General features: G+C 43.6%; 15 protein-coding genes and 1 pseudogene. 12 read left to right on the top strand and 4 right to left on the bottom strand.

Features of this window, described 5'->3' with window-relative positions; translation table 11 throughout:
- Nucleotides 1–112: 112 nt before the first annotated feature.
- Both rpoB and rpoC read left to right on the top strand, forming a co-directional pair.
- Complete coding sequence (rpoB, locus tag LRC_RS01390) at nucleotides 113–3,697, top strand: DNA-directed RNA polymerase subunit beta (protein ID WP_014072852.1); 3,585 nt, start codon at nucleotides 113–115, stop codon at nucleotides 3,695–3,697.
- A gap of 35 nt (nucleotides 3,698–3,732) precedes the next feature.
- Nucleotides 3,733–7,407 (top strand): DNA-directed RNA polymerase subunit beta', encoded by a 3,675-nt coding sequence (gene rpoC / locus LRC_RS01395; protein ID WP_041819799.1) that lies wholly within the window; start codon nucleotides 3,733–3,735, stop codon nucleotides 7,405–7,407.
- A 69-nt stretch (nucleotides 7,408–7,476) separates the two neighbouring features.
- On the opposite strand, the gene rihC is transcribed toward rpoC, so the two are convergent.
- The 3 genes and pseudogenes from rihC to LRC_RS11785 all read right to left on the bottom strand — a co-directional run.
- Nucleotides 7,477–8,388, bottom strand: coding sequence for a ribonucleoside hydrolase RihC (gene rihC, locus LRC_RS01400; protein ID WP_014072854.1), 912 nt, complete (start codon nucleotides 8,386–8,388; stop codon nucleotides 7,477–7,479).
- A gap of 30 nt (nucleotides 8,389–8,418) precedes the next feature.
- Entirely contained in the window at nucleotides 8,419–8,853 is a 435-nt protein-coding gene (locus tag LRC_RS11780) for a hypothetical protein (protein ID WP_235315735.1), read from the bottom strand.
- 60 nt (nucleotides 8,854–8,913) lie between these two features.
- Nucleotides 8,914–9,132 (bottom strand): annotated as a pseudogene (locus LRC_RS11785) (prepilin peptidase); the annotation flags it as partial.
- A gap of 272 nt (nucleotides 9,133–9,404) precedes the next feature.
- Between LRC_RS11785 and rpsL the strand changes: the two are divergent.
- The 10 genes from rpsL (at nucleotide 9,405) to LRC_RS01460 (ending at nucleotide 19,856) form a co-directional block, all read left to right on the top strand.
- A complete protein-coding gene (gene rpsL, locus LRC_RS01410) occupies nucleotides 9,405–9,821 on the top strand; it encodes a 30S ribosomal protein S12 (RefSeq protein WP_003692835.1) in 417 nt (138 codons plus the stop codon).
- 55 nt (nucleotides 9,822–9,876) lie between these two features.
- A complete protein-coding gene (gene rpsG / locus LRC_RS01415) occupies nucleotides 9,877–10,347 on the top strand; it encodes a 30S ribosomal protein S7 (RefSeq protein WP_003692838.1) in 471 nt (156 codons plus the stop codon).
- A 97-nt stretch (nucleotides 10,348–10,444) separates the two neighbouring features.
- Nucleotides 10,445–12,535 (top strand): elongation factor G, encoded by a 2,091-nt coding sequence (gene fusA, locus LRC_RS01420; RefSeq protein ID WP_014072856.1) that lies wholly within the window; start codon nucleotides 10,445–10,447, stop codon nucleotides 12,533–12,535.
- A 225-nt stretch (nucleotides 12,536–12,760) separates the two neighbouring features.
- Nucleotides 12,761–12,961, top strand: coding sequence for a hypothetical protein (locus tag LRC_RS01425; protein WP_014073217.1), 201 nt, complete (start codon nucleotides 12,761–12,763; stop codon nucleotides 12,959–12,961).
- 1 nt (nucleotide 12,962) lies between these two features.
- Nucleotides 12,963–13,295 carry an IS66 family insertion sequence element accessory protein TnpB gene (tnpB, locus tag LRC_RS01430; RefSeq protein ID WP_014073767.1) on the top strand — a complete coding sequence of 111 codons (333 nt, stop codon included), beginning with the start codon at nucleotides 12,963–12,965 and terminating at the stop codon, nucleotides 13,293–13,295.
- Between the two features lie 29 nt (nucleotides 13,296–13,324).
- The gene (gene tnpC, locus LRC_RS10375; RefSeq protein ID WP_082271488.1) at nucleotides 13,325–14,884 is read left to right on the top strand and encodes an IS66 family transposase; all 1,560 of its coding nucleotides are present in this window, start codon (nucleotides 13,325–13,327) and stop codon (nucleotides 14,882–14,884) included.
- A 214-nt stretch (nucleotides 14,885–15,098) separates the two neighbouring features.
- Nucleotides 15,099–16,271, top strand: a complete 1,173-nt coding sequence (locus LRC_RS01445) for an MFS transporter (protein WP_014072859.1) — start codon at nucleotides 15,099–15,101, stop codon at nucleotides 16,269–16,271.
- A gap of 11 nt (nucleotides 16,272–16,282) precedes the next feature.
- Nucleotides 16,283–17,539 carry an ATP-grasp domain-containing protein gene (locus LRC_RS01450; RefSeq protein WP_014072860.1) on the top strand — a complete coding sequence of 419 codons (1,257 nt, stop codon included), beginning with the start codon at nucleotides 16,283–16,285 and terminating at the stop codon, nucleotides 17,537–17,539.
- On the top strand, nucleotides 17,536–18,705 hold the full coding sequence (locus LRC_RS01455; RefSeq protein WP_014072861.1) for an ATP-grasp domain-containing protein: 1,170 nt from the start codon (nucleotides 17,536–17,538) through the stop codon (nucleotides 18,703–18,705). Before LRC_RS01450 ends, LRC_RS01455 begins: the two co-directional genes overlap by 4 nt.
- Nucleotides 18,706–18,707: 2 nt before the next feature.
- Nucleotides 18,708–19,856, top strand: coding sequence for a hypothetical protein (locus tag LRC_RS01460; RefSeq protein WP_014072862.1), 1,149 nt, complete (start codon nucleotides 18,708–18,710; stop codon nucleotides 19,854–19,856).
- A gap of 457 nt (nucleotides 19,857–20,313) precedes the next feature.
- Here LRC_RS01460 and LRC_RS01465 read toward each other — a convergent pair whose 3' ends face one another.
- Nucleotides 20,314–20,859, bottom strand: coding sequence for a cysteine hydrolase family protein (locus LRC_RS01465; RefSeq protein WP_014072865.1), 546 nt, complete (start codon nucleotides 20,857–20,859; stop codon nucleotides 20,314–20,316).
- Nucleotides 20,860–21,071 lie beyond the last annotated feature (212 nt).

Below are 21,071 nucleotides of genomic sequence, written 5' to 3' on the forward strand. Positions count from 1 at the left end.
CTGTTTTTGGTTTTTTTTTGCCAAAATTCATGCAGAAAATTGAAAAAAGATCATTTGTAACACAAATGTAATATTTCAATGGCGTTTAATTTCACAGCAAATTTTTGGAGAGGTGAACAACTTGGCAGGACATTTAGTAAAATATGGCAAGCACCGTGTGCGCAGAAGTTATTCTCGAATTAAAGAAGTTCTTGAATTGCCAAACTTGATTGAGATCCAGACGGATTCATACAAGTGGTTCTTGGATGAAGGACTTCGCGAAATGTTTGAGGAAATTATGCCAATCGAAGACTTTGCCGGCAAATTGTCGCTTGAATTCGTAAACTATCAATTATTGGAACCTAAGTATACGGTTGATGAGGCTCGTGAGCATGATGCTAACTACTCAGCTCCTTTGCACGTAACATTGCGTTTGATTAACAAGGAGACCGGCGAAATCAAGTCTCAAGACGTATTTTTCGGTGATTTCCCACTGATGACGAAGCAAGGCACATTCATTATCAACGGTGCAGAGCGTGTTATCGTTTCTCAGCTTGTTCGTTCTCCAGGCGTTTACTTTAACTCTGAAATGGATAAGAACGGTCGTGAAACATACGGCACGACGGTTATTCCTAACCGTGGCGCATGGCTTGAATATGAAACGGATGCTAAAAACATTTCATACGTGCGTATCGACAGGACGCGCAAGATTCCTTTGACGGAATTGGTTCGTGCGCTCGGGTATGGTACGGACTCTGAAATCATTGAAATTCTCGGGCAAAACGACTGCTTGATGAATACTTTGGAAAAAGACGTTCACAAGAATACGGAAGATTCGCGCATTGAAGAATCCTTAAAGGATATCTACGAACGCTTGCGTCCAGGTGAACCTAAGACGGCTGATTCTTCACGCAGCTTGCTGACGGCGCGCTTCTTTGATCCGAAACGCTATGACCTTGCTGCAGTCGGTCGTTACAAGATTAATAAGAAGCTTGACCTTAAGACGCGTCTTTTGGGCGCTCGTTTGGCCGAAACGCTGGCTGATCCTGAAACGGGCGAGATTATCGTCGAAAGCGGCGAAGTCGTTACGAAACCGATCATGGAAAAGCTTGCTCCTTACTTGAAACGTGACGATTTCAAGATGTTCACGTTCCATCCTTCAGAAGAAGGCGTTGTTCAAGAACCGATGACGCTCCAAATCATCAAGGTTTATTCGGAAACCAACCCTGAAGAAGTCATCAACTTGATCGGAAACGGCAACGTTCCTTTGGAATACAAGCACATTACGCCATCAGATATTTTGGCATCAATGAACTACTTCTTCAATTTGCAAGAAGGTCTCGGCTCAACTGACGATATCGACCACTTGGGCAACCGTCGCATCCGTTCCGTTGGCGAATTGCTTCAAAACCAATTCCGAATCGGTTTGACGAGAATGGAACGCGTCGTTCGCGAACGCATGTCTATTCAAGATATCTCGACGGTTACGCCGCAACAGTTGATCAATATTCGACCTGTCGTAGCTTCAATCAAGGAATTCTTCGGAAGTTCCCAGCTGTCGCAGTTCATGGATCAGACGAATCCTCTCGGCGAACTTACGCATAAGCGTCGTTTGTCAGCCCTGGGACCTGGCGGTTTGACTCGTGACCGTGCCGGATATGAAGTTCGTGACGTTCACTATACTCACTATGGTCGCATGTGCCCGATCGAAACGCCTGAAGGTCCTAACATCGGGTTGATCAACAGTTTGTCGACATATGCTCACGTCAACAAGTACGGCTTTGTTGAAACGCCTTATCGTCGCGTTTCATGGGATACGCACAAAGTTACGGACAAGATTGACTATCTGACAGCCGATGAAGAAGATAATTACGTTGTTGCGCAAGCCAACTCTCCGCTTAATGATGACGGTTCTTTTGTAGATCCGGTCGTTATGGCTCGCAGCAAGGATGAAAACATTGAAATTTCAGTTGACAAGGTTGACTACATGGACGTTTCGCCTAAGCAGGTAGTTGCTGTTGCAACGGCATGTATTCCTTTCTTGGAAAACGATGATTCCAACCGTGCTTTGATGGGTGCCAACATGCAGCGTCAGGCGGTTCCTTTGATTAAGCCGCACGCACCGCTTGTCGGTACCGGTATCGAATATAAGGCTGCTCATGACTCCGGAGATGCTTTGATTGCAGAACATGCCGGAACGATTGAATATGTAGATGCCAGAGAAATCAGGGTTCGCCGTGAAGACGGAGCGCTTGATTCATACAAGTTGATGAAGTTCCGTCGCTCTAACGGCGGCAAAAACTATAACCAGACACCGATTGTTCGCGTTGGTGATTACGTTGATGCAGATGAAGTTTTGGCAGATGGTCCTTCAATGGAACAAGGCGAACTTGCCTTGGGTCAAAATCCGCTGATCGCCTTCATGACATGGGATGGCTACAACTTCGAAGATGCGATTGCAATCAATGAACGTTTGGTTAAAGAAGACGTTTATACGTCGATTCACATCGAAGAACATGAATCAGAGGCGCGTGATACGAAACTCGGACCTGAAGAAATGACTCGCGAAATTCCTAATGTTGGTGAAGACGCATTGAAGAACCTCGATGAATTCGGGATTATTCGTGTCGGTGCCGAAGTTAAGGATGGCGACATTTTGGTCGGCAAGGTAACTCCGAAAGGTGTGACGGAGCTTTCAGCCGAAGAACGCCTCTTACACGCAATCTTTGGCGAAAAGGCGCGTGAAGTACGTGATACTTCTCTTCGCGTTCCTCATGGCGGCGGCGGGATCGTCCAAGACGTCAAAATCTTCACTCGTGAAGCAGGCGACGAATTGGCACCTGGCGTAAATATGATGGTTCGTGTTTATATTGCACAAAAACGCAAGCTTCAAGTCGGTGACAAGATGGCCGGCCGTCACGGCAACAAAGGTACGGTTTCCGTCGTTATCCCTGAAGAAGACATGCCGTTTATGCCTGATGGCACTCCAATCGATATCATGCTTTCGCCAATGGGCGTTCCATCACGTATGAATATCGGTCAGGTACTCGATCTTCACTTGGGGATGGCTGCTCGCAAGCTTGGCATTCACGTAACGTCACCTGTTTTCGATGGTGCTCGTGATGAAGATATTTGGAATGCCTTGAAGGAAGCAGGTCTTCCTTCTGATGGAAAGTCGATCTTGTATGACGGTCGTACCGGTGAACCGTTTGACAACCGAATTGCCGTCGGCGTCATGTACTACATGAAACTGGCTCACATGGTCGATGACAAGATTCACGCACGTTCGATCGGACCATACTCACTTGTTACGCAACAACCTCTTGGCGGTAAAGCTCAATTTGGTGGACAGCGTTTCGGTGAAATGGAAGTTTGGGCGCTTGAAGCGTACGGTGCTGCCTACACGCTGCAGGAAATCTTGACTTACAAGTCTGATGACGTTGTCGGACGCGTTAAGACATATGAAGCTATCGTTAAGGGCGAACAAATTCCGCAACCTGGCGTTCCTGAATCATTCCGCGTTCTTGTAAAGGAATTGCAGGCATTGGGACTTGATATGAAGGTTCTTGATTCTAAAAAGCAAGAAATCGAATTGCGCGATATGGACGAAGAAGACGATGAGGTCGTCAACGTTGATGCTTTAGCCAAGTTATCGCATGAAAAAGAAGAAAAGCAAGAAGCAGAAAACACTGAAGAAGAAACAAAGTCTGAATTATAATCAGTTAAGAATTATGGAAAAGGGAGGTCGGTCCTTTGATCGATGTCAATAAATTCGATAGTATGCAAATAGGTCTGGCTTCATCCGATAAGATCCGCAGCTGGTCTTACGGTGAAGTTAAGAAGCCTGAAACAATCAACTATCGTACGTTGAAACCAGAAAAAGACGGTCTGTTCGATGAACGAATTTTTGGACCAACAAAAGACTGGGAATGTGCTTGCGGCAAGTACAAGAAAGTCAGCTACAAGGGCATTGTCTGCGATCGTTGCGGCGTTGAAGTTACTCGTTCAAAAGTTCGTCGTGAACGTATGGGTCATATTGAACTTGCAGCACCGGTAACGCACATTTGGTATTTCAAAGGGATTCCAAGTCGCATGGGTCTTGTGCTTGACATGAGTCCTCGCGCCCTTGAAGAAGTAATCTACTTTGCTTCTTACGTTGTTACTGATCCGGGTGATTCGCCCCTTGAAAAGAAACAACTCATGACCGAAGGCGAATATCGCGAAAAGCGCCAGGAATACGGTCAGTCATTTAAGGCCGCAATGGGTGCCGAAGCAATTCGCACTTTGCTTCGAGATGTTGATCTTGAAAAAGAATGTGCAGAACTTAAGGAAGAATTGAAAGAAGCTACGGGTCAAAAACGTACACGCGCCGTACGTCGTTTGGATATTTTGGAAGCATTTTTGAGCTCCGGCAACAGTCCTGAATGGATGGTCATGGATGCGATTCCTGTTATCCCGCCTGATCTTCGCCCAATGGTTCAATTGGAAGGCGGACGTTTTGCTACTTCTGATCTGAACGATTTGTATCGTCGCGTCATCAACCGTAACAATCGTTTGAAACGTCTGCTTGAACTTCATGCACCTGGCATCATTGTTCAAAATGAAAAGCGTATGCTGCAGGAAGCTGTCGACGCTTTGATTGATAACGGTCGTCGCGGTCGTCCCGTTACGGGTCCCGGCAATCGTCCCCTCAAGTCATTGTCGCACATGCTTAAAGGTAAACAAGGTCGTTTCCGTCAAAACCTTCTTGGTAAGCGTGTCGATTATTCAGGACGTTCTGTTATCGACGTTGGTCCTAAGCTTAAGCTTAACCAAATGGGCATTCCTCACGAAATGGCGCTTGAATTGTTCAAGCCGTTCATGATGCATGAGCTCGTAAAACGCGGAATGGCATCAAACATTAAGAATGCCAAGCGAAAGATTGATCGACGCGACGACGACATCTGGGATGTTTTGGAAGACGTTATCAAAGAACATCCGGTTCTGTTGAACCGTGCCCCTACGCTCCACCGTTTGGGAATTCAGGCCTTTGAGCCAACGCTTGTCGACGGAAAAGCCATGCGTCTTCATCCGCTTGCCTGCGAAGCTTACAACGCCGATTTTGACGGTGACCAAATGGCCATCCACGTTCCGTTGTCAGATGAAGCTCAGGCTGAAGCACGTTTGCTGATGCTTGCTGCTCACCATATTTTGGCGCCTAAAGATGGTAAGCCAATCATTTCGCCATCTCAGGATATGACGATCGGTAACTACTATATTACGATTGAAGAAGCAAATCGTGAAGGCGAAGGCATGATTTTCAAAGACGTCAACGAAGTCAGAACCGCATACCAAAACAACTATGTTCACTTGCATACGCGGATCGGGTTGCAGACATCTTCATTGGCAGAGGCAGGCAAGCCGTTTACTGATTTCCAAAAAGGGCGCATCCTCGTAACGACTGCCGGCAAGGCAATCTTCAATGAGATCTTGCCTGATGATTTTCCATACTTGAACGAACCTTCTGAAGAAAACTTGACTGTTGGTACTCCTGACAAGTACTTCCTCGAACCTGGCGAAGACATTCATGAATACTTGAAGAACCATGAACTTGTCGGACCGTTCAAATCAGGCTTCTTGTCAGATATCATTGCGCAAGTCTACAAGGATTACAAAGTTACGGCGACTGCGGAACTTTTGGACAGAATGAAGGATTTGGGCTATTACGAGTCAACGAAGTCAGGTTTGACTGTCGGAATTGCCGACGTTACTGATTTGAAGGAAAAGCCTGAAATCATCGACAATGCCCACAAGGAAGTTGCCAACGTCGCAAAACAGTTCCGTCGCGGTTTGATTACGGAAGACGAACGCTACAACCGTGTTATCGCTATTTGGAATGAAGCAAAAGATAAGATTCAAGCCAAACTGATTGAAAACATGGATCCTTCCAACCCTATCCAAATGATGAGTGATTCCGGTGCTCGTGGCAACATCTCGAACTTTACGCAGCTTGCCGGCATGCGTGGCTTGATGGCCGCTCCTAACGGCAAGACGATGGAACTTCCTGTTATTGCCAACTTCCGTGAAGGCTTGTCAGTGATGGAAATGTTCATTTCGACTCACGGTGCTCGTAAGGGTATGACCGATACGGCTCTGAAGACTGCCGATTCCGGTTACTTGACACGTCGTCTTGTTGACGTTGCTCAAGATGTCATCATTCGTGAAACTGATTGCGGAACGGACCGCGGCCTTGACGTAACTGCAATTCGTGAAGGAAACGAAATGATTGAACCGCTCTATGATCGTATTCTTGGTCGTTACACAATGAAGTCCGTCAAGGATCCTAAGACAGGCGAAGTCATCGTTCCTGCCAACGTGATGATGGATGAAGAACTTGCACAAAAGGTTGTTGATGCAGGTGTAGAGCAAGTTACGATTCGTTCTGCCTTCACGTGCAACACGCGTCACGGTGTCTGCGAACATTGCTATGGTCGCAACATGGCCACCGGCGACGAAGTTGAAGTCGGTGAAGCCGTCGGTACAGTGGCTGCTCAGTCAATCGGTGAACCCGGTACTCAGTTGACGATGCGTACGTTCCACACTGGTGGTGTTGCCGGTGACGATATTACGCAAGGTCTTCCTCGTGTTCAGGAAATTTTTGAAGCACGCAATCCTAAAGGTCGTGCGACGATTACTGAAGTTACTGGTATCGTCGAAAGCGTTGAAGAAAATCCGGCAGAACGTACGAAAGTCGTTACGGTCAAGGGCGATACGGATGAACGCACGTACAACATTCCGTTTACGGCCGTGCTTAAGGTTGCTGAAGGCGACAGCGTGCACCGTGGCGATCCGTTGACGGTCGGTTCAATCGATCCGAAGGAATTGATCAAGGTTCGTGACGTTCTTTCAACCGAAAACTACATTTTGCGTGAAGTTCAAAAGGTTTACCGTATGCAAGGTGTTGAAATTTCTGATAAGCATATCGAAGTTATGGCTCGTCAAATGCTCAGAAAAGTTCGCATCATGGATCCTGGCAACACGAACATGCTCCCTGGTACGTTGCTTGATCTCAACGACTTCAAGGACAACAACGTTGAAACACTTGTTAATGGCGGAATTCCGGCAACGGCACGTCCCGTTCTTCTTGGAATTACGAAGGCTTCCTTGGAAACAAACAGTTTCTTGTCTGCTGCTTCATTCCAGGAAACAACTCGTGTCTTGACGGATGCTGCAATCCGCGGCAAGAACGATCCGTTGGTTGGCCTTAAGGAAAACGTCATTATCGGTAAGATTATTCCTGCCGGTACTGGCATGAAGAAATATCGTGACATCGTCCCTGAAGAAGATGCTCCTGCTAAAGTTGCAAGCGGCGTTTATTCACTCAAAGATGACGGCGTTTCTACCTTGGAAGATGTTGCCAAAGCCAACAATTTGAACAGCGAAGATTAAAAGAAAAACGACTGGAAATTTTCCAGTCGTTTTTTTGTATCTGATTATAAAAAATTCAGAGCCGAAAAGCTACTGCATATTTTTTTCGACTTCTTCCAGGAACCACTTGTTGAATGCATCGGTGTCCACATCAAGGCAAACGTTGACGTTTGTCTTGTCGTGGTATGCCTTTCTGATATCCGCAACGGTTGCGCCGATGGCGGGTCCTTCACAAACAACGTCAACCCAAAATTTTTTGTCCGTGAATCTTTCAGGATGCAGCAAATAAAAAATGGTTTGCAAATCATGGATGGCAGTGCCCGTTTCATCATGATCGATGTCGCGTTCGATGATTGAGGCAAGCATGTTTCCGGCTTTGCCCAAGAGCTTGATCTTATCTTTTGTTTCATCGGAAATTCTTCCGGACAGCGTGCAGTCAAGCCCAATCATGGTTGTCTTGATTCCTGATGAAAAAACGATTCTGGCCGCATGCGGGTCAGTGAAAACATTGAACTCGGCAACGCTTGTCATGTTTCCTTGGGCAAGAGATCCTCCCATCAAGATGAACTCTTTGATTTTTGGTTTGACCTCGGGGTAAAGCGAAAGCAAAAGACCGAGGTTGGTGAAAGAACCGGTTGCAATGATCGTCAGCGGAACGTTGCTATGCAAAAGCTTGTCTTTCAAAATTGAAACGGCATCATCTGAGAATGGCTTAATCGAAGGTTCGCCAAAATCATAGCCATCGATGCCCGATTCGCCATGGACTTCGGAAGCATCTTCAAGTTGTTTTAGCAGCGGTTTCCTGGCTCCGGCAGCGACAGGCACGTCTTTGTTGAAAAATTCGACCAGGCGCAGCGCATTTTTGGTCGTTTTGTCGACAGCAACGTTTCCGGCAACAGTCGTAATCAATTCCAAAGATATTTCCGGATCCGTCAGTGCGCACGAAAGAGCACAGGCATCATCGATTCCCGGATCGCAGTCAATCAAAATTCTGTACGTCATAATGATTCCTCCAAAGATTAATCAAAATTATTATACATTAATTACCTGGGGGAAGAAACAACCGAAAAATAAGTACGAGCATAAGATAAAAGGGATGAAGGGCAGCATTTTTTGGTGGAAAAAAGCATAATGAAGGATAATCAGACAGCACGAAAGAAACAATAGGAAGCAAAAATTCTGAATGCCGAAAAGAACGCTCAAAATCAAGCAGACGAAAGTATCTGCTGCTCCGAACATTTGCTTTTGTTCAAATAGTTTCATCAAACAAAAGAGCAACAGTAAAAAACACCAATCGATGGCATCTCTTTGCGCAAGAGCATCGATACGGCATAAAAGAAGCAGCGCTCCGCCACCATAAAGCGAAGCAGCCGGCACGCAAAACTTCAAGGCGTCCGTCCAGGCCAAAAAAAGCAGCCAGGCTGAAAGAAACAGAGTGAGCAGGTTGGGGGAATCCGGATGAAGCAAAAAAATCTTTCCGCAAAAAAGTCCGAACACAATTTCAATCAGCGTCTCATGGCCAGGAATCTTATGCTTGCAAAATGCGCACCTTCCGCCTTGAAGCAAGTATCCGACAACTGGAATCAATTGCCAAAAGCAAAGCGCATGTCTGCAATTTTCACAAAACGAACGCGGAATCGTTTGGTGGACGTTGTTTGCAAAACGCCAGGCGACGCAGCCGGCAAAGGACGCAAGGGATGCGCCGATAAAAAAGGCAATCAGAAAAATCAACAGCAAAATTATCACCTCGATAACTAAAGTCGCAAAATGCTTAAAAAAATTTGCTTTATGAAGAAAAAATTGAAAATAGATTTGACACTGGCCATAAAAGCGTGGTACTCTATACAAGGTGCTTTATGTGAACAGTTCTCTCGAGAAATCGAGATCGTGCTGGCTGTGAGCAAGTTAGCACAAAGCAAGGCGTACATTAGGACGTTCTTTTTTTAAAAGCAAAAAAGAAACTCCTGGATGTGTGTACTTAAAAAATCAATCTGAAATCAGGAAGGAGGAAGCTTTAGATGCCTACAATTAACCAATTGGTCCGTAAAGGTCGTCAATCTAAAGGTTCAAAATCTAATTCCCCAGCTTTAAACTTTGGGTACAATAGTTACAAGAAAGTTCAAACAAACAATCCTGCTCCTCAAAAACGTGGGGTTGCTACTCGTGTTGGTACGATGACACCAAAGAAGCCTAACTCAGCTTTGCGTAAGTACGCTCGTGTTCGTTTGTCCAACTTGATCGAAGTTACGGCTTATATCCCAGGTATCGGCCACAACTTGCAAGAACACAGCGTTGTTTTGATTCGTGGCGGTCGTGTAAAGGATTTGCCTGGTGTTCGTTACCACATCGTTCGTGGTGCTCTTGATACTGCCGGTGTTGATGGCCGTATGCAAAGCCGCTCCAAGTACGGTGCAAAGAGACCTAAGAAGAAATAATCAATCACTGAATTTAATTTAACGAAAACTACGAGAATTTGAGGAGGTCGTTGTAATGCCAAGAAAAGGTGGCGTTTCAAAACGCGAAGTGCTTCCAGATCCAATTTACAACTCAAAATTGGTTACACGTTTGATCAACCGTCTTATGTTGGACGGCAAGCGCGGGACAGCATCAAAGATTTTATACGAAGCATTTGATATTGTTAAGGAAAAGACAGGTAATGAACCATTGGACGTCTTTGAAGAAGCAATGAAGAACATCATGCCTGTATTGGAAGTTAAGGCACGTCGTGTCGGCGGTTCCAACTACCAGGTTCCAATCGAAGTTCGCCCTGATCGTCGTACGACATTGGGTCTTCGTTGGTTGGTAAACTACTCACGTTTACGCGGCGAACATACGATGCCAGAACGTTTGGCAAACGAAATCATGGATGCTGCAAACAATACGGGTGCAGCAGTTAAGAAGCGCGAAGATACACATAAGATGGCTGAAGCCAACCGCGCATTCGCACATTATCGTTGGTAATTTGAAATGGCTATTATATGATTTATACAAATCTTATGATAGTCATTTTTTTGAGAGAAACCTTAATTAATCAATATTGGAAGGAGAGAAATCTCAAATGGCAAACAAGCGTGAATTCCCTTTGGAAAAAACACGTAATATCGGTATTGTTGCCCATATCGATGCTGGTAAGACGACAACAACCGAACGTATCTTGTACTACACAGGTAAGATTCACAAAATTGGTGAAACACATGATGGCGCTTCACAAATGGACTGGATGGAACAAGAACAAGAACGTGGTATTACAATTACATCAGCTGCTACAACGGCTCAATGGAAAGATCACCGCATCAACATCATCGACACCCCAGGACACGTTGACTTCACTGTCGAAGTTGAACGTTCCCTCCGTGTTCTTGATGGTGCCGTAGTTGTTTTGGATGCTCAATCCGGTGTAGAACCACAAACAGAAAACGTTTGGCGTCAAGCTACGACATACGGCGTTCCACGTATCGTTTTCGTTAACAAGATGGATAAGATCGGTGCCAACTTCGATTACTCGGTAAGCACGATCAAGGATCGTCTCCAAGCAAACCCATTGCCTGTTCAAATGCCAATCGGTGCTGAAGACAACTTCGAAGGTGTTATCGACTTGGTTGAAATGAAGGCTGACCTTTATGACGAAGACGAATTGGGTTCAAAGTGGGATACTGTTGATATTCCTGAAGAATACAAAGCAGAAGCTGAAGAACGCCGTGATCAAATGATCGAAGCATTGGCTGACGTTGATGACGAAATCATGGAAAAATATCTTGGCGGCGAAGAAATCTCAAAGGAAGAAATCAAGGCTGCTATCCGTAAAGCAACGCTCAGCTTGGACGTATACCCTGTATTTGCAGGTTCTGCCTTCAAGAACAAGGGTGTTCAAATGATGCTTGACGGTGTCAACGACTACCTTCCATCACCTCTTGACGTTAAGCCATACAAGGCTACGAATGCAGATACGGATGAAGAAGAAGATTTGATTGCCGATGATGACAAGCCGTTTGCAGGTTTGGCATTCAAGATTGCAACTGATCCGTTCGTTGGTCGTTTGACATTCTTCCGTGTTTACACAGGTACTTTGGAAGCTGGTTCATACGTATTGAATGCTACAAAGGGCAAGCGTGAACGTGTTGGTCGTCTTCTCCAAATGCACTCCAACCACCGTAAGGAAATCCCAGAAGTGTTCTCTGGCGACATCGCTGCTGCTATCGGTTTGAAAGATACGACAACAGGTGACTCTCTGACGGATCCAAAGCATCCGTTGATTCTTGAATCAATGGAATTCCCTGATCCTGTTATCCAAGTTTCCGTTGAACCTAAGTCCAAGGCAGACCAAGATAAGATGGACGTTGCTTTGCAAAAACTTGCTGAAGAAGATCCGACATTCAAGGCTGAAACAAACCCTGAAACTGGCGAAACATTGATTGCCGGCATGGGCGAATTGCACTTGGACATCATCGTTGACCGTATGAAACGTGAATTCCACGTTGAAGCTAAGGTCGGCGAACCGCAAGTTGCTTACCGTGAAACATTTACGCAACAAGTTTCCGCACAAGGTAAGTTTGTTCGTCAATCCGGTGGTAAAGGTCAATACGGTGACGTTTGGATCGAATTTACGCCAAACGAAGAAGGTGCAGGCTTCGAATTCGAAAACGCAATCGTTGGTGGTGTCGTTCCTCGTGAATACATCCCTTCAGTTGAACAAGGTTTGAAGGAAGCTATGGCAAATGGTGTCCTTGCAGGCTACCCATTGATCGACGTTAAGGCTAAGCTCTATGATGGTAGCTACCACGAAGTCGATTCATCCGAAGCTGCTTTCAAGGTTGCTGCATCCTTGGCATTGCGCAACGCTGCTCCTAAGGCAGGTGCCGTAATCCTTGAACCAATCATGAAGGTTGAAATCGTTGCTCCGGAAGATAACTTGGGTGACGTTATGGGCCACGTTACGGCTCGTCGCGGTCGCGTTGAAGGTATGGAAGCACGCGGCAATGCACAAGTTGTTAATGCATTCGTTCCTTTGGCAGAAATGTTCGGTTACGCAACAACATTGCGTTCCGCAACACAAGGTCGTGGTACGTTCACAATGACGATGGATCACTACGAGCCAGTTCCAAAGGCTATCCAAGAAGAAATTATCAAGAAGAATGGTGCTAACGCCTAATTCTTAATGAAGAAAAAAGCACGTTTCGCAGAAATGCGGGACGTGTTTTTTTGTGCAGAAAAATATAAGGACATTGTGTAAATCGGTTTTGACAAAATGTATTGCTTTTTTGAGTGTTTTATACAGTATGATATTATCTTTGTAAGCGGTCGTTAAATAAGCGTTCTTCATAAACCTCTGATGTCTTGGTATGCTTTAAACATCAAGTATATCGGAGGTTTAAATATGAAATTGGATGACGTCGTGGAAGTCAACCTTGTTGACCTAAGCCCTAAAGAAACATATCGACCGGTCAGGGAAATGGCTGCGAAAATTATTACGGAAGATGTTGAAATCCGAATCTACAACGGAGCTTCGAGAGAGATTCTCAAAAATTTGAACAACTATCTTTGGTATCGTGATCAAAATGTTTCCAAATATAAATAATATGAAAATCTATCTCATTTGCGGTAAGACCGATCTTCGCAAAGGGATAGACGGATTGGCTGCTCTTGTTACCGAGGCGTTCAGTTTGGACGCCTATGATAATGCGATTTTTCTGTTTTGCGGTACACGTTCCGATCGTTTCAAGGCTCTTTACTGGGACAAAACAGGATTCGTGCTGTATTACAAGCGCATCGAAAACGGACGCTTTCAGTGGCCGAGAAATCAGAGCGAGGTCAAAAAGATAAACGCGCATCAATTGCGCAGACTCTTGGCCGGATTTTCCGTAGAGGAAAAGAAAACCATTCTTCCTTGTGAAAAAGGGCTGCTTTGTTAAATATTGATACTCCTGCCTTACATTTTTATATGGATTTGGCAGGAGTTTTCATGTATAATTCAATTCATGCATACGGAACGGAGGTGAACGAGATGGACGAAAAAGATAAGCGTATCAAAGAGCTGGAACAACAAGTCGCTGAACTGAATGAACGAATTGCTTTTCTGACAAGCAAACTTTTTGGAAAAAAAACTGAAAAAACGCGCCGTCTTCAAGAAGATGACAGACAATTAGACCTGTTTGATCTGGAAGAAGAACAAAGCGAAAAGACTGAAGATTCCAAAGAGGCTTCGGTAAAATCGTATACCAAAAAGATTCGCAAAAAAAACCGGAAGATTGATACTTCAAAAATTCCGGTCGAAATTGTGAATCATGTGATGCCTGATGAAAAATGTTCCTGCCCTAAGTGTTGTGCCCGTCTCGTTCAGGTCGCGAATCCTAAGATTCGTGAAGAGGTGAAGTTCGTACCGGCAAAACTCAGGCTTATCGAACATCATCAGGCAGTATACAAGTGCCCTGAATGTTCTTCGGATGATCATTCGAAGATTTCAAAAGCTCCGATGCCCCGTTCGCTCATCAGTCACAGTAAGACAGGATCTCCTTCGATCATTGCGCATATTGCCGCGATGAAGTACGTCTACAAAGTTCCTTGCTATCGCCAGGAGGCAATGTGGAAGCTTAGGGGATTGCCGTTGACTCGTCAACAAATGTCAAAATGGATGATCGACGTCTTCAACAATCAGCTTTCGCCGCTGTATGATCTTTTATTGAAAGAGCTGAAAAGGCAGCGATTTCTTCATGTGGATGAAACACCTTATAATACTTTGGCTTCAGAAAAAGCAAACACTTATTATTGGGTTGTCACAAGTGGAAAATTTGAAGAAAAAAATATTGCCGCATTTACTCACAGTGACGGAAGATCATCCGATACTGCCAAGAAATTGTTGAGCGATTTTAATGGTTATGTCCAAACTGACGGCTATGCCGGATATAATTTTCTCGACAGGACCAGACACCTGGGGTGCCTGGCTCATGTTCGTCGCTATTTTGTCGATTCTTTGAAAAACAGCAGCTACAAAGCCTCAAAATCTTTTAGCGGAGAAATAGTCAAAGACATCGATGAAGTCTTTGAATTGGAAAGAAAACTCTCAACCAAATTCAATGATGACGAACGCTTGAACTATCGAAGAAGAAAACTCCTTCCTGTAGTCAAGCGGGTATTTTCCAAGATAGCTTCAGTTACCGCATCTGCCAAGTCAGCATTGGGAAGAGCCAAAAACTACGCCCTGGGTCAAGAAAAGCATATTCTGAACATCTTTGAAAAAGGATATTTTGAATTGTCCAACAACAGCGCAGAACGTGCTGTCAAAGAGAGCGTGATGGGGAGAAAAAACTGGCTGTTTTCGTCAACTTTTGAAGGCGCAAGGGCTAATGCCGTTGCGTTGTCGCTGATATATACGGCCAAACTTAATCAGTTGGATCCTGAAAAATACTTGAGAAAAGTATTAACGGAGATTACCAACATTGAGGTATTTGATCCTGAAAGGTTCCGCCAACTTCTCCCATGGAACATCGATCTTACCTCATAAATAAGAAAATAAAAACGATGCATACGCAATAACCTGAGATAATAATACTATCTCGGGCTATTTGTGTACACACCGCTGTTTTAACGACCGCTTACTTGTCTTTAGTGAACATTATTCAATAAACAAATTATTTATCGATTGTAAAATAAGTAAAAGGTGATATAATTGTGAGAGTATTATTAATTTAAAGGAATTTTTTGTTCTTGAAGGTGATATGGTGGAAAAAGCATTGCTGTCGTCGAAAACAATTTCGACGGCCGGGACATTATTTTTTAACGCAGTGATTGATTTGTGGGTTGTCCAGATATTTGGTTCAGCCAGAATATTGGGGAATACAATGGCATTCACGACGCTTGCAGCAGCGATTTGTTCATTTATTGGCGGATACTTAGCGGACAGCTCATTTAGGCTGCGGGTTTTGATTATGATAAATGCAGTATCTTCTTTGGTATGCGGCATTGCATTTTTAGAGCAGAAACAGCTGATTGGCAAACCACTGACGGTCTATTTGCTGGTATTTCTTTTGAACATCGGCAGCTATCTCAGTTCGCCGCTTTTTAAAACCATCACGTCAATCAGCGTTGAGAAGACACGAATAGTTGCATTCAATCGAAGCATAACTTTTGCATCTCAGCTTTGTACGGTTTTGATTCCGCCAGCAGCAACGTGGCTTTTTGCAAAAAAGATTATCGGCTTGGAAGGCGCGTTGCTTTTAAACGGATTATCGTTTGTTTTGTGTGCCTTGTTGATGGTTGGTTTGCGGAAAGCCGATAGTGTAAAAACGGCCGGAAATTCGAACGGGTATCTCGGAACCATAAAATTGATTAAAAACAGCGGACCGTTGCTGTTTATGGCCTTGTCAGGATTCATTCTTAATTTTTTCCTGTCGGGAATCAATGTTTGGCTGCCTTATTTTACGACCAAAATCTTGCATAATGCTTCCGTTTACGGTGTTGCAATTTCATGTCAGGCTGTTGGAGGCATAATCGGTGCTTTGTCGATCAAAAAAATCAAGCTGGATACTTCGCTAAGGGTTGAACGACTCGGCTTGGTCATTTCGTGTGGGTTGATCATGGTGCTGTTGTTTGCCGTTTCAGCTCCAGCGCTCATTTTGGCAATGTTTTTTTTGGCCGCAATCATAACAAGGTATAATATTGCGCTTCAAAGTTTGATCCAAACGCACGTTGAGCAAAAATATATCGGCAAAACTTTTTCAACGACGTATTTGATTGCCAATCTGGCTTTGCCGATCGCATCATTTTTGTTTGGGCATCTGCTTGCTTTTTCATGGAAGTGGTTATTGGTAGTTGTCGCGCTTGGACTATCAAGCATGAATCTTCTTTGGATCATACTGAAAAACAGAATCAGCATAAAAAATATAGAGTAGGGGGATATACAATGCATGTTTTAATAATTTCACCGTTAAGAGAAGGGTATATGAATCTTTGTGGGTGGTTGGACGGACTCAAAAGCGAGCGGGTTACGATTCTGACTCAAACAAAATATGAAAACAACATGAATAAGATGCTGAAATTGAATAATCAGGATGAATTTTGCCAAGTGAAGTCAATTGAAGCATTTACTGATGACAACGTTATTTGGAACGGGCTTAAAATCAATCGCGAAAATAAGATTGACGTTGTTTTCGCATACACGGAAGAGATGATTCTGCCTGCAGCTCGGTTGCGTGAAGAATTGGGAATCAATGGTCAGAGCGTTAAAAGCGCAAAAGCCTTTCGCGATAAATGGACGATGTATGAAACGCTTTGTTCGAGCGAATTGTCGCTAAACGTTCCGCAGACGTTTAAAGTTGAAGGAATCGAGGACGTTTTGAAACTGGAAGATAAATTTCCAGTGGTTTTAAAACCGCGTTTTGGAGCCGGATCGGTAGATACGTTCGTAATCAAAAAAACTGATGACTTGGGTGATTTGACCAGTAAGGCCGACCTTTCGAATTATATCGCGCAAACCTTTGTCGAAGGCGATGTCTACCACATTGACGCGTTGGTTTTGGATAACGAAATCAAATATTCGGTCGTTTCAAAGTACTTCAATACTCCGCTCTGTTATCAGGATCAAAAATCGATTGCAAGCATTCAGATTGAGCAGACATCAAAAATCGCCTTGGATTTGAAAAAACTGACTGAAGACGTTTTGCGTGCGATGCCAACGCCCCAAAGCACAATCGTCCATTTGGAAGCATTTCATGATGGGAAAAAAGCAACTTTTCTTGAAGTCGGATCAAGAATCGGCGGTGGAAGGATCAATCAAGAGTTCGTGTACAATTTAGGAATAGATCCTGACAAAATTTTGTTGGAACACATGACGGGTCATGATTCTTCAAATGAATTATTGAAAGAAATTGATGAAAAACTTTCGAAAAGACGCTGCGGTTTTGTTTTAACGGCACCGGGAAAAGGGGTGCTAACAAAGCTTCCGCCTCAATCGTTGTTTGACGTGCCTTCAAAAAATGCATATGATTACTATATTTATGGACGTACGGGCAGAAAATACGATTACGGACATTCAAGCGTTGACGCGATTGCTGCCGTCTCCGTATTTGGTAAAACGACTGATGGAATTTTGCAAGAGTTAAGGAAAATCAACGAGTGGGTTGATTTTAGCAGTGCTTATGAAGAGGAAGATAAAAAGTGAAAATATTTGTTTATCCGTATTCACCGACTACAATCGGGTTTGATCCTGATTTTGACGGATATGTCATCACGACGGCCAATGCTTTTGAGAGGTACTTGAAACTTGGCTTTTTGAAAGAAAAGATCGAAATTGCAGAAAGCATAGATTTCAAACACGTTTTCAGGATTGTCCAAGATCTGGTTGAAAAGTTTTCGGATTTTGATGAAGTTTTTACGCTCAAGGAAAATGATATTGAATGGATCGACGTAATCAATGATTATTTTTTTGGCGAAAAAAACAAGCCGACTTTGGCATTGTTTAAGGACAAATATTATATGCGTTCCGTGCTTCAAGGAAAAATCGAGCAACCTGATTTTGTTGCGATGACACCGGAAATTTCAGCTGAAAAAGTTCCGGAAAAGGGCGTAATCAAGCCGAGAAGAGCAGAGGCGTCGCTTGGGGTCGATTTTTATACGAATCAGTTTGAGTTTGAACGGACAAGGGCAAATCTTGTGGCGGATGACGAGCTTATTTTGGAAGAAGCGGTTGATTATGATGTAATGTTTACTTGTGACGGCGTTTTTTATCAGGACGAATTGATTCAATTCTTCTCCAATCAATATTCGAACAAGGTTTCAAATTGCGATATTGAAAGATACACGATAATCCACACGAATGAGAATTATTGGAAAAATCCTTCATTAATATCAAGATTGAAAGAAGATACCGCAGAAGTTTTAAAAATATTGACCAACGGTAAGGGAACGATTGCGTTTCATATGGAATGGTTCTATAATTCCGTCACGGATGCGCTGACGTTTTGTGAAGTCGGAGCGCGCTTGGGGGGATGGCATATTCCGGAAATAGTGGAACTAGCTTTTGGCCAGGACTATCGCAAAACCTACTGGGAGTTGAAAAACGGAAAACAATATTTGAAAATGAAGCAAATCCCGCAGCCAAAGCAAGCCGCAGCAGTTGTCGGAATATATGCCAACCATACGGCAATTCCCGAAAATATGGGAAAACTGCTTGGAGCAAGATTCAAGTGCATCCAGTACGGAAGCTCATCAAAGAAAGGCGCAACTGGAAATTCTGATCTGTTGTGTTTAATCATGTTTGCAGAAGACGATATTGAAAGCATCTATCAAATATCAGAAAGAATTGGCAAAATGATTGAGGAGGCATAGATTTGTTTAACGAATCGTTTGAAAAGTGGTGCATCAATCAAGGGTACGTTGAATTGGCCCCCAGTCCTTTGATAAGAAACGATAATCACTTGTTTACATTTTCTCCATTTGAAGATTTGGAAGATAACTATCTTGAAGAAAAGCGCTTTAAAGGATTTAAGGTTCAGGATTGTTTTCGCAACGTTTTTCCGCAAAATTTGGTCAATCCCTTGTCGACGCCTTTGCAGAAGCTGGTCAGCATCCATGATTTTTCGTTTTCCGACAGCTTGGGTGAATTGAAAAATTGCGTAAATGGTTTTTTGATTGACGAATTAGGACTTAATGAAACTGACGTCTACTATATTATTCCGGATGACGCAGGCGTGGTCGCATTATTTGGCGACAATCAGATTCCTGAAGAAAAAACGATCGTCATTGATAAAAACAGACTTGTCTGCAAGCTTCCTTTTGACGGGATTCATTACTATATCAAGGTGATTTATGCTTATAAGGGCGGCGTGGTTACCGTTGCGAACTTCGTTTTGGTCAATTATCAAAAGAAAAACTTTCAGCTTGACAGCGTGATTTATCCTGAAAGAATCAAAATGATCATGGATGATGGTGATTTCCTTTATGATTTGAAGATTTATGGAAAATGCAGAGATGAATTTTTCATAAAGATTATTGATGACAAAAGGACGTTTAACTTTGTCTTAGGCAATCTGAATGCGATTGATCATTTACGGAGGCTTGTTTTTGAGAGCAACAATAAGCAGGGGTACACGCTCAAACGACTTGAAAAAGAACTCTTCCAAGAATGCCTGACAAAGGGAATCGACTTTGAACAGATGATGACCGTTTTTTGTCAAAACGGAGTCGTTGACGGAAACTGTCGTGATTATCTCAGCGAACGTGAGAAAAAATTCGTTAAAAACAAAAGACAGTGCCTGCGAACGCTGAAGAAAAGATTGAAATCGGTCAAAATCGTTGATGAGGCTTTATTCAACATCCTTCACGGAGAACTTGGATGTACCAAAGAAGACGTAATTTCAACTTGTGAAACGTTGGGCATCAAAAACGAAATAAAAAAGGAAGCGATTCAACAACGTTTTGCCTTTTACTATGAAAAATCAAAAAATACGATGACCAACCCTAAAAATCAGTATTGCTAAAAAGAGGCTGGGAAAAAAGTCCCGTTTCTCTCTTGAATTAAATGAAATGCCGAACGAAGGCTGTACTATGTCCGGCTTTTTTAAATACAGTGCTGCTCAACCAATCTGGTCAAAATCTCATGCAAATTTACGGACGAAGTGCCATTTTTGGAGCAGGCCATTTACGGACAGAAGGCCCATTTTCATCGGTGTGTCCGTAAACGGCAGGTCTTTTGCCAAATGCAGCACCTGATAAATCAGCATGCCAAGCTCTCAGTCAAATTTATCGCCAAACTATTTTGGGTTATTTCCATCATGGAAGGCGATTGTCATGCATACACAAAAAACCGGATCAGATTTGCAATCAATTGCAAATCATCCGGTTTTTCAATTTGAGACAGAGTTTTTTCCTGCCTGTTTGTTTTGCATAATCTTTTCTATATGTGTAGAAAGAAGGCTGAGCACTGTATTTGGCAGATCAGACGATCGTTGCTCCGAGACAGTTTTTAAAATGATTCATTGCCCATTCATGACCGGTCTGATCAAAGCTTGCAACGGCATCTTTGGGAATCGTCAAAGAATAATTGAGGTTGTAGGCAGCAATTGCCGTGTGGAGTACGCAGATGTCGGTGCAAACACCGCTGAGCCAAAGTTCGGTGATTCCGCGCGAGCGCAAGTAGTTGTCCAGATTAGTGTTTTGGAAACTGGAATAGCGATTTTTATCAAATTGATAGACAAAATCCGAATCCTTGTGGGCATTGAACCACTCGGCCGTTTTTCCATAAAGGTCATGACCGCTCGTGCCCTTGATGTTATGTGGCGGGGACAGTTTTGTTTCCGGATGGTACGGGTCGTTTTTTTGATGAGTGTCCGTCGGGAAGATGACATAATCGCCGTTCTTTAAAAAAGAGTCCGCAAGTTCTTTGATGCGGTCGTCGATTTTTCTCCCTGGATCTCCGCAAGTCAATGCACCGTTTGGGGCAATGAAGTCGTTAGTGTAGTCGATGACAAGTAAAGCTTTCATTGAAATACCTCGCAGCTTTTTTCCTATATTATACGTTTAATTTGATCAAGAGTCCATGCGTAAAAAAAGTTATGAAAAATAGAATTTTTGCTTGCTTTTCAGTTTTGTTTGTAATACCATAGAAAGGTACCTGTGCAAGGGACAGGTGCAAATTTAGTTGTTTAACTTTTGAAATGAGCTATGATGTGAAAGGTTGCGACACACCCGGCCGC

It is taken from the genome of Ligilactobacillus ruminis ATCC 27782 (assembly GCF_000224985.1).
GTDB classification, from domain to species: domain Bacteria; phylum Bacillota; class Bacilli; order Lactobacillales; family Lactobacillaceae; genus Ligilactobacillus; species Ligilactobacillus ruminis.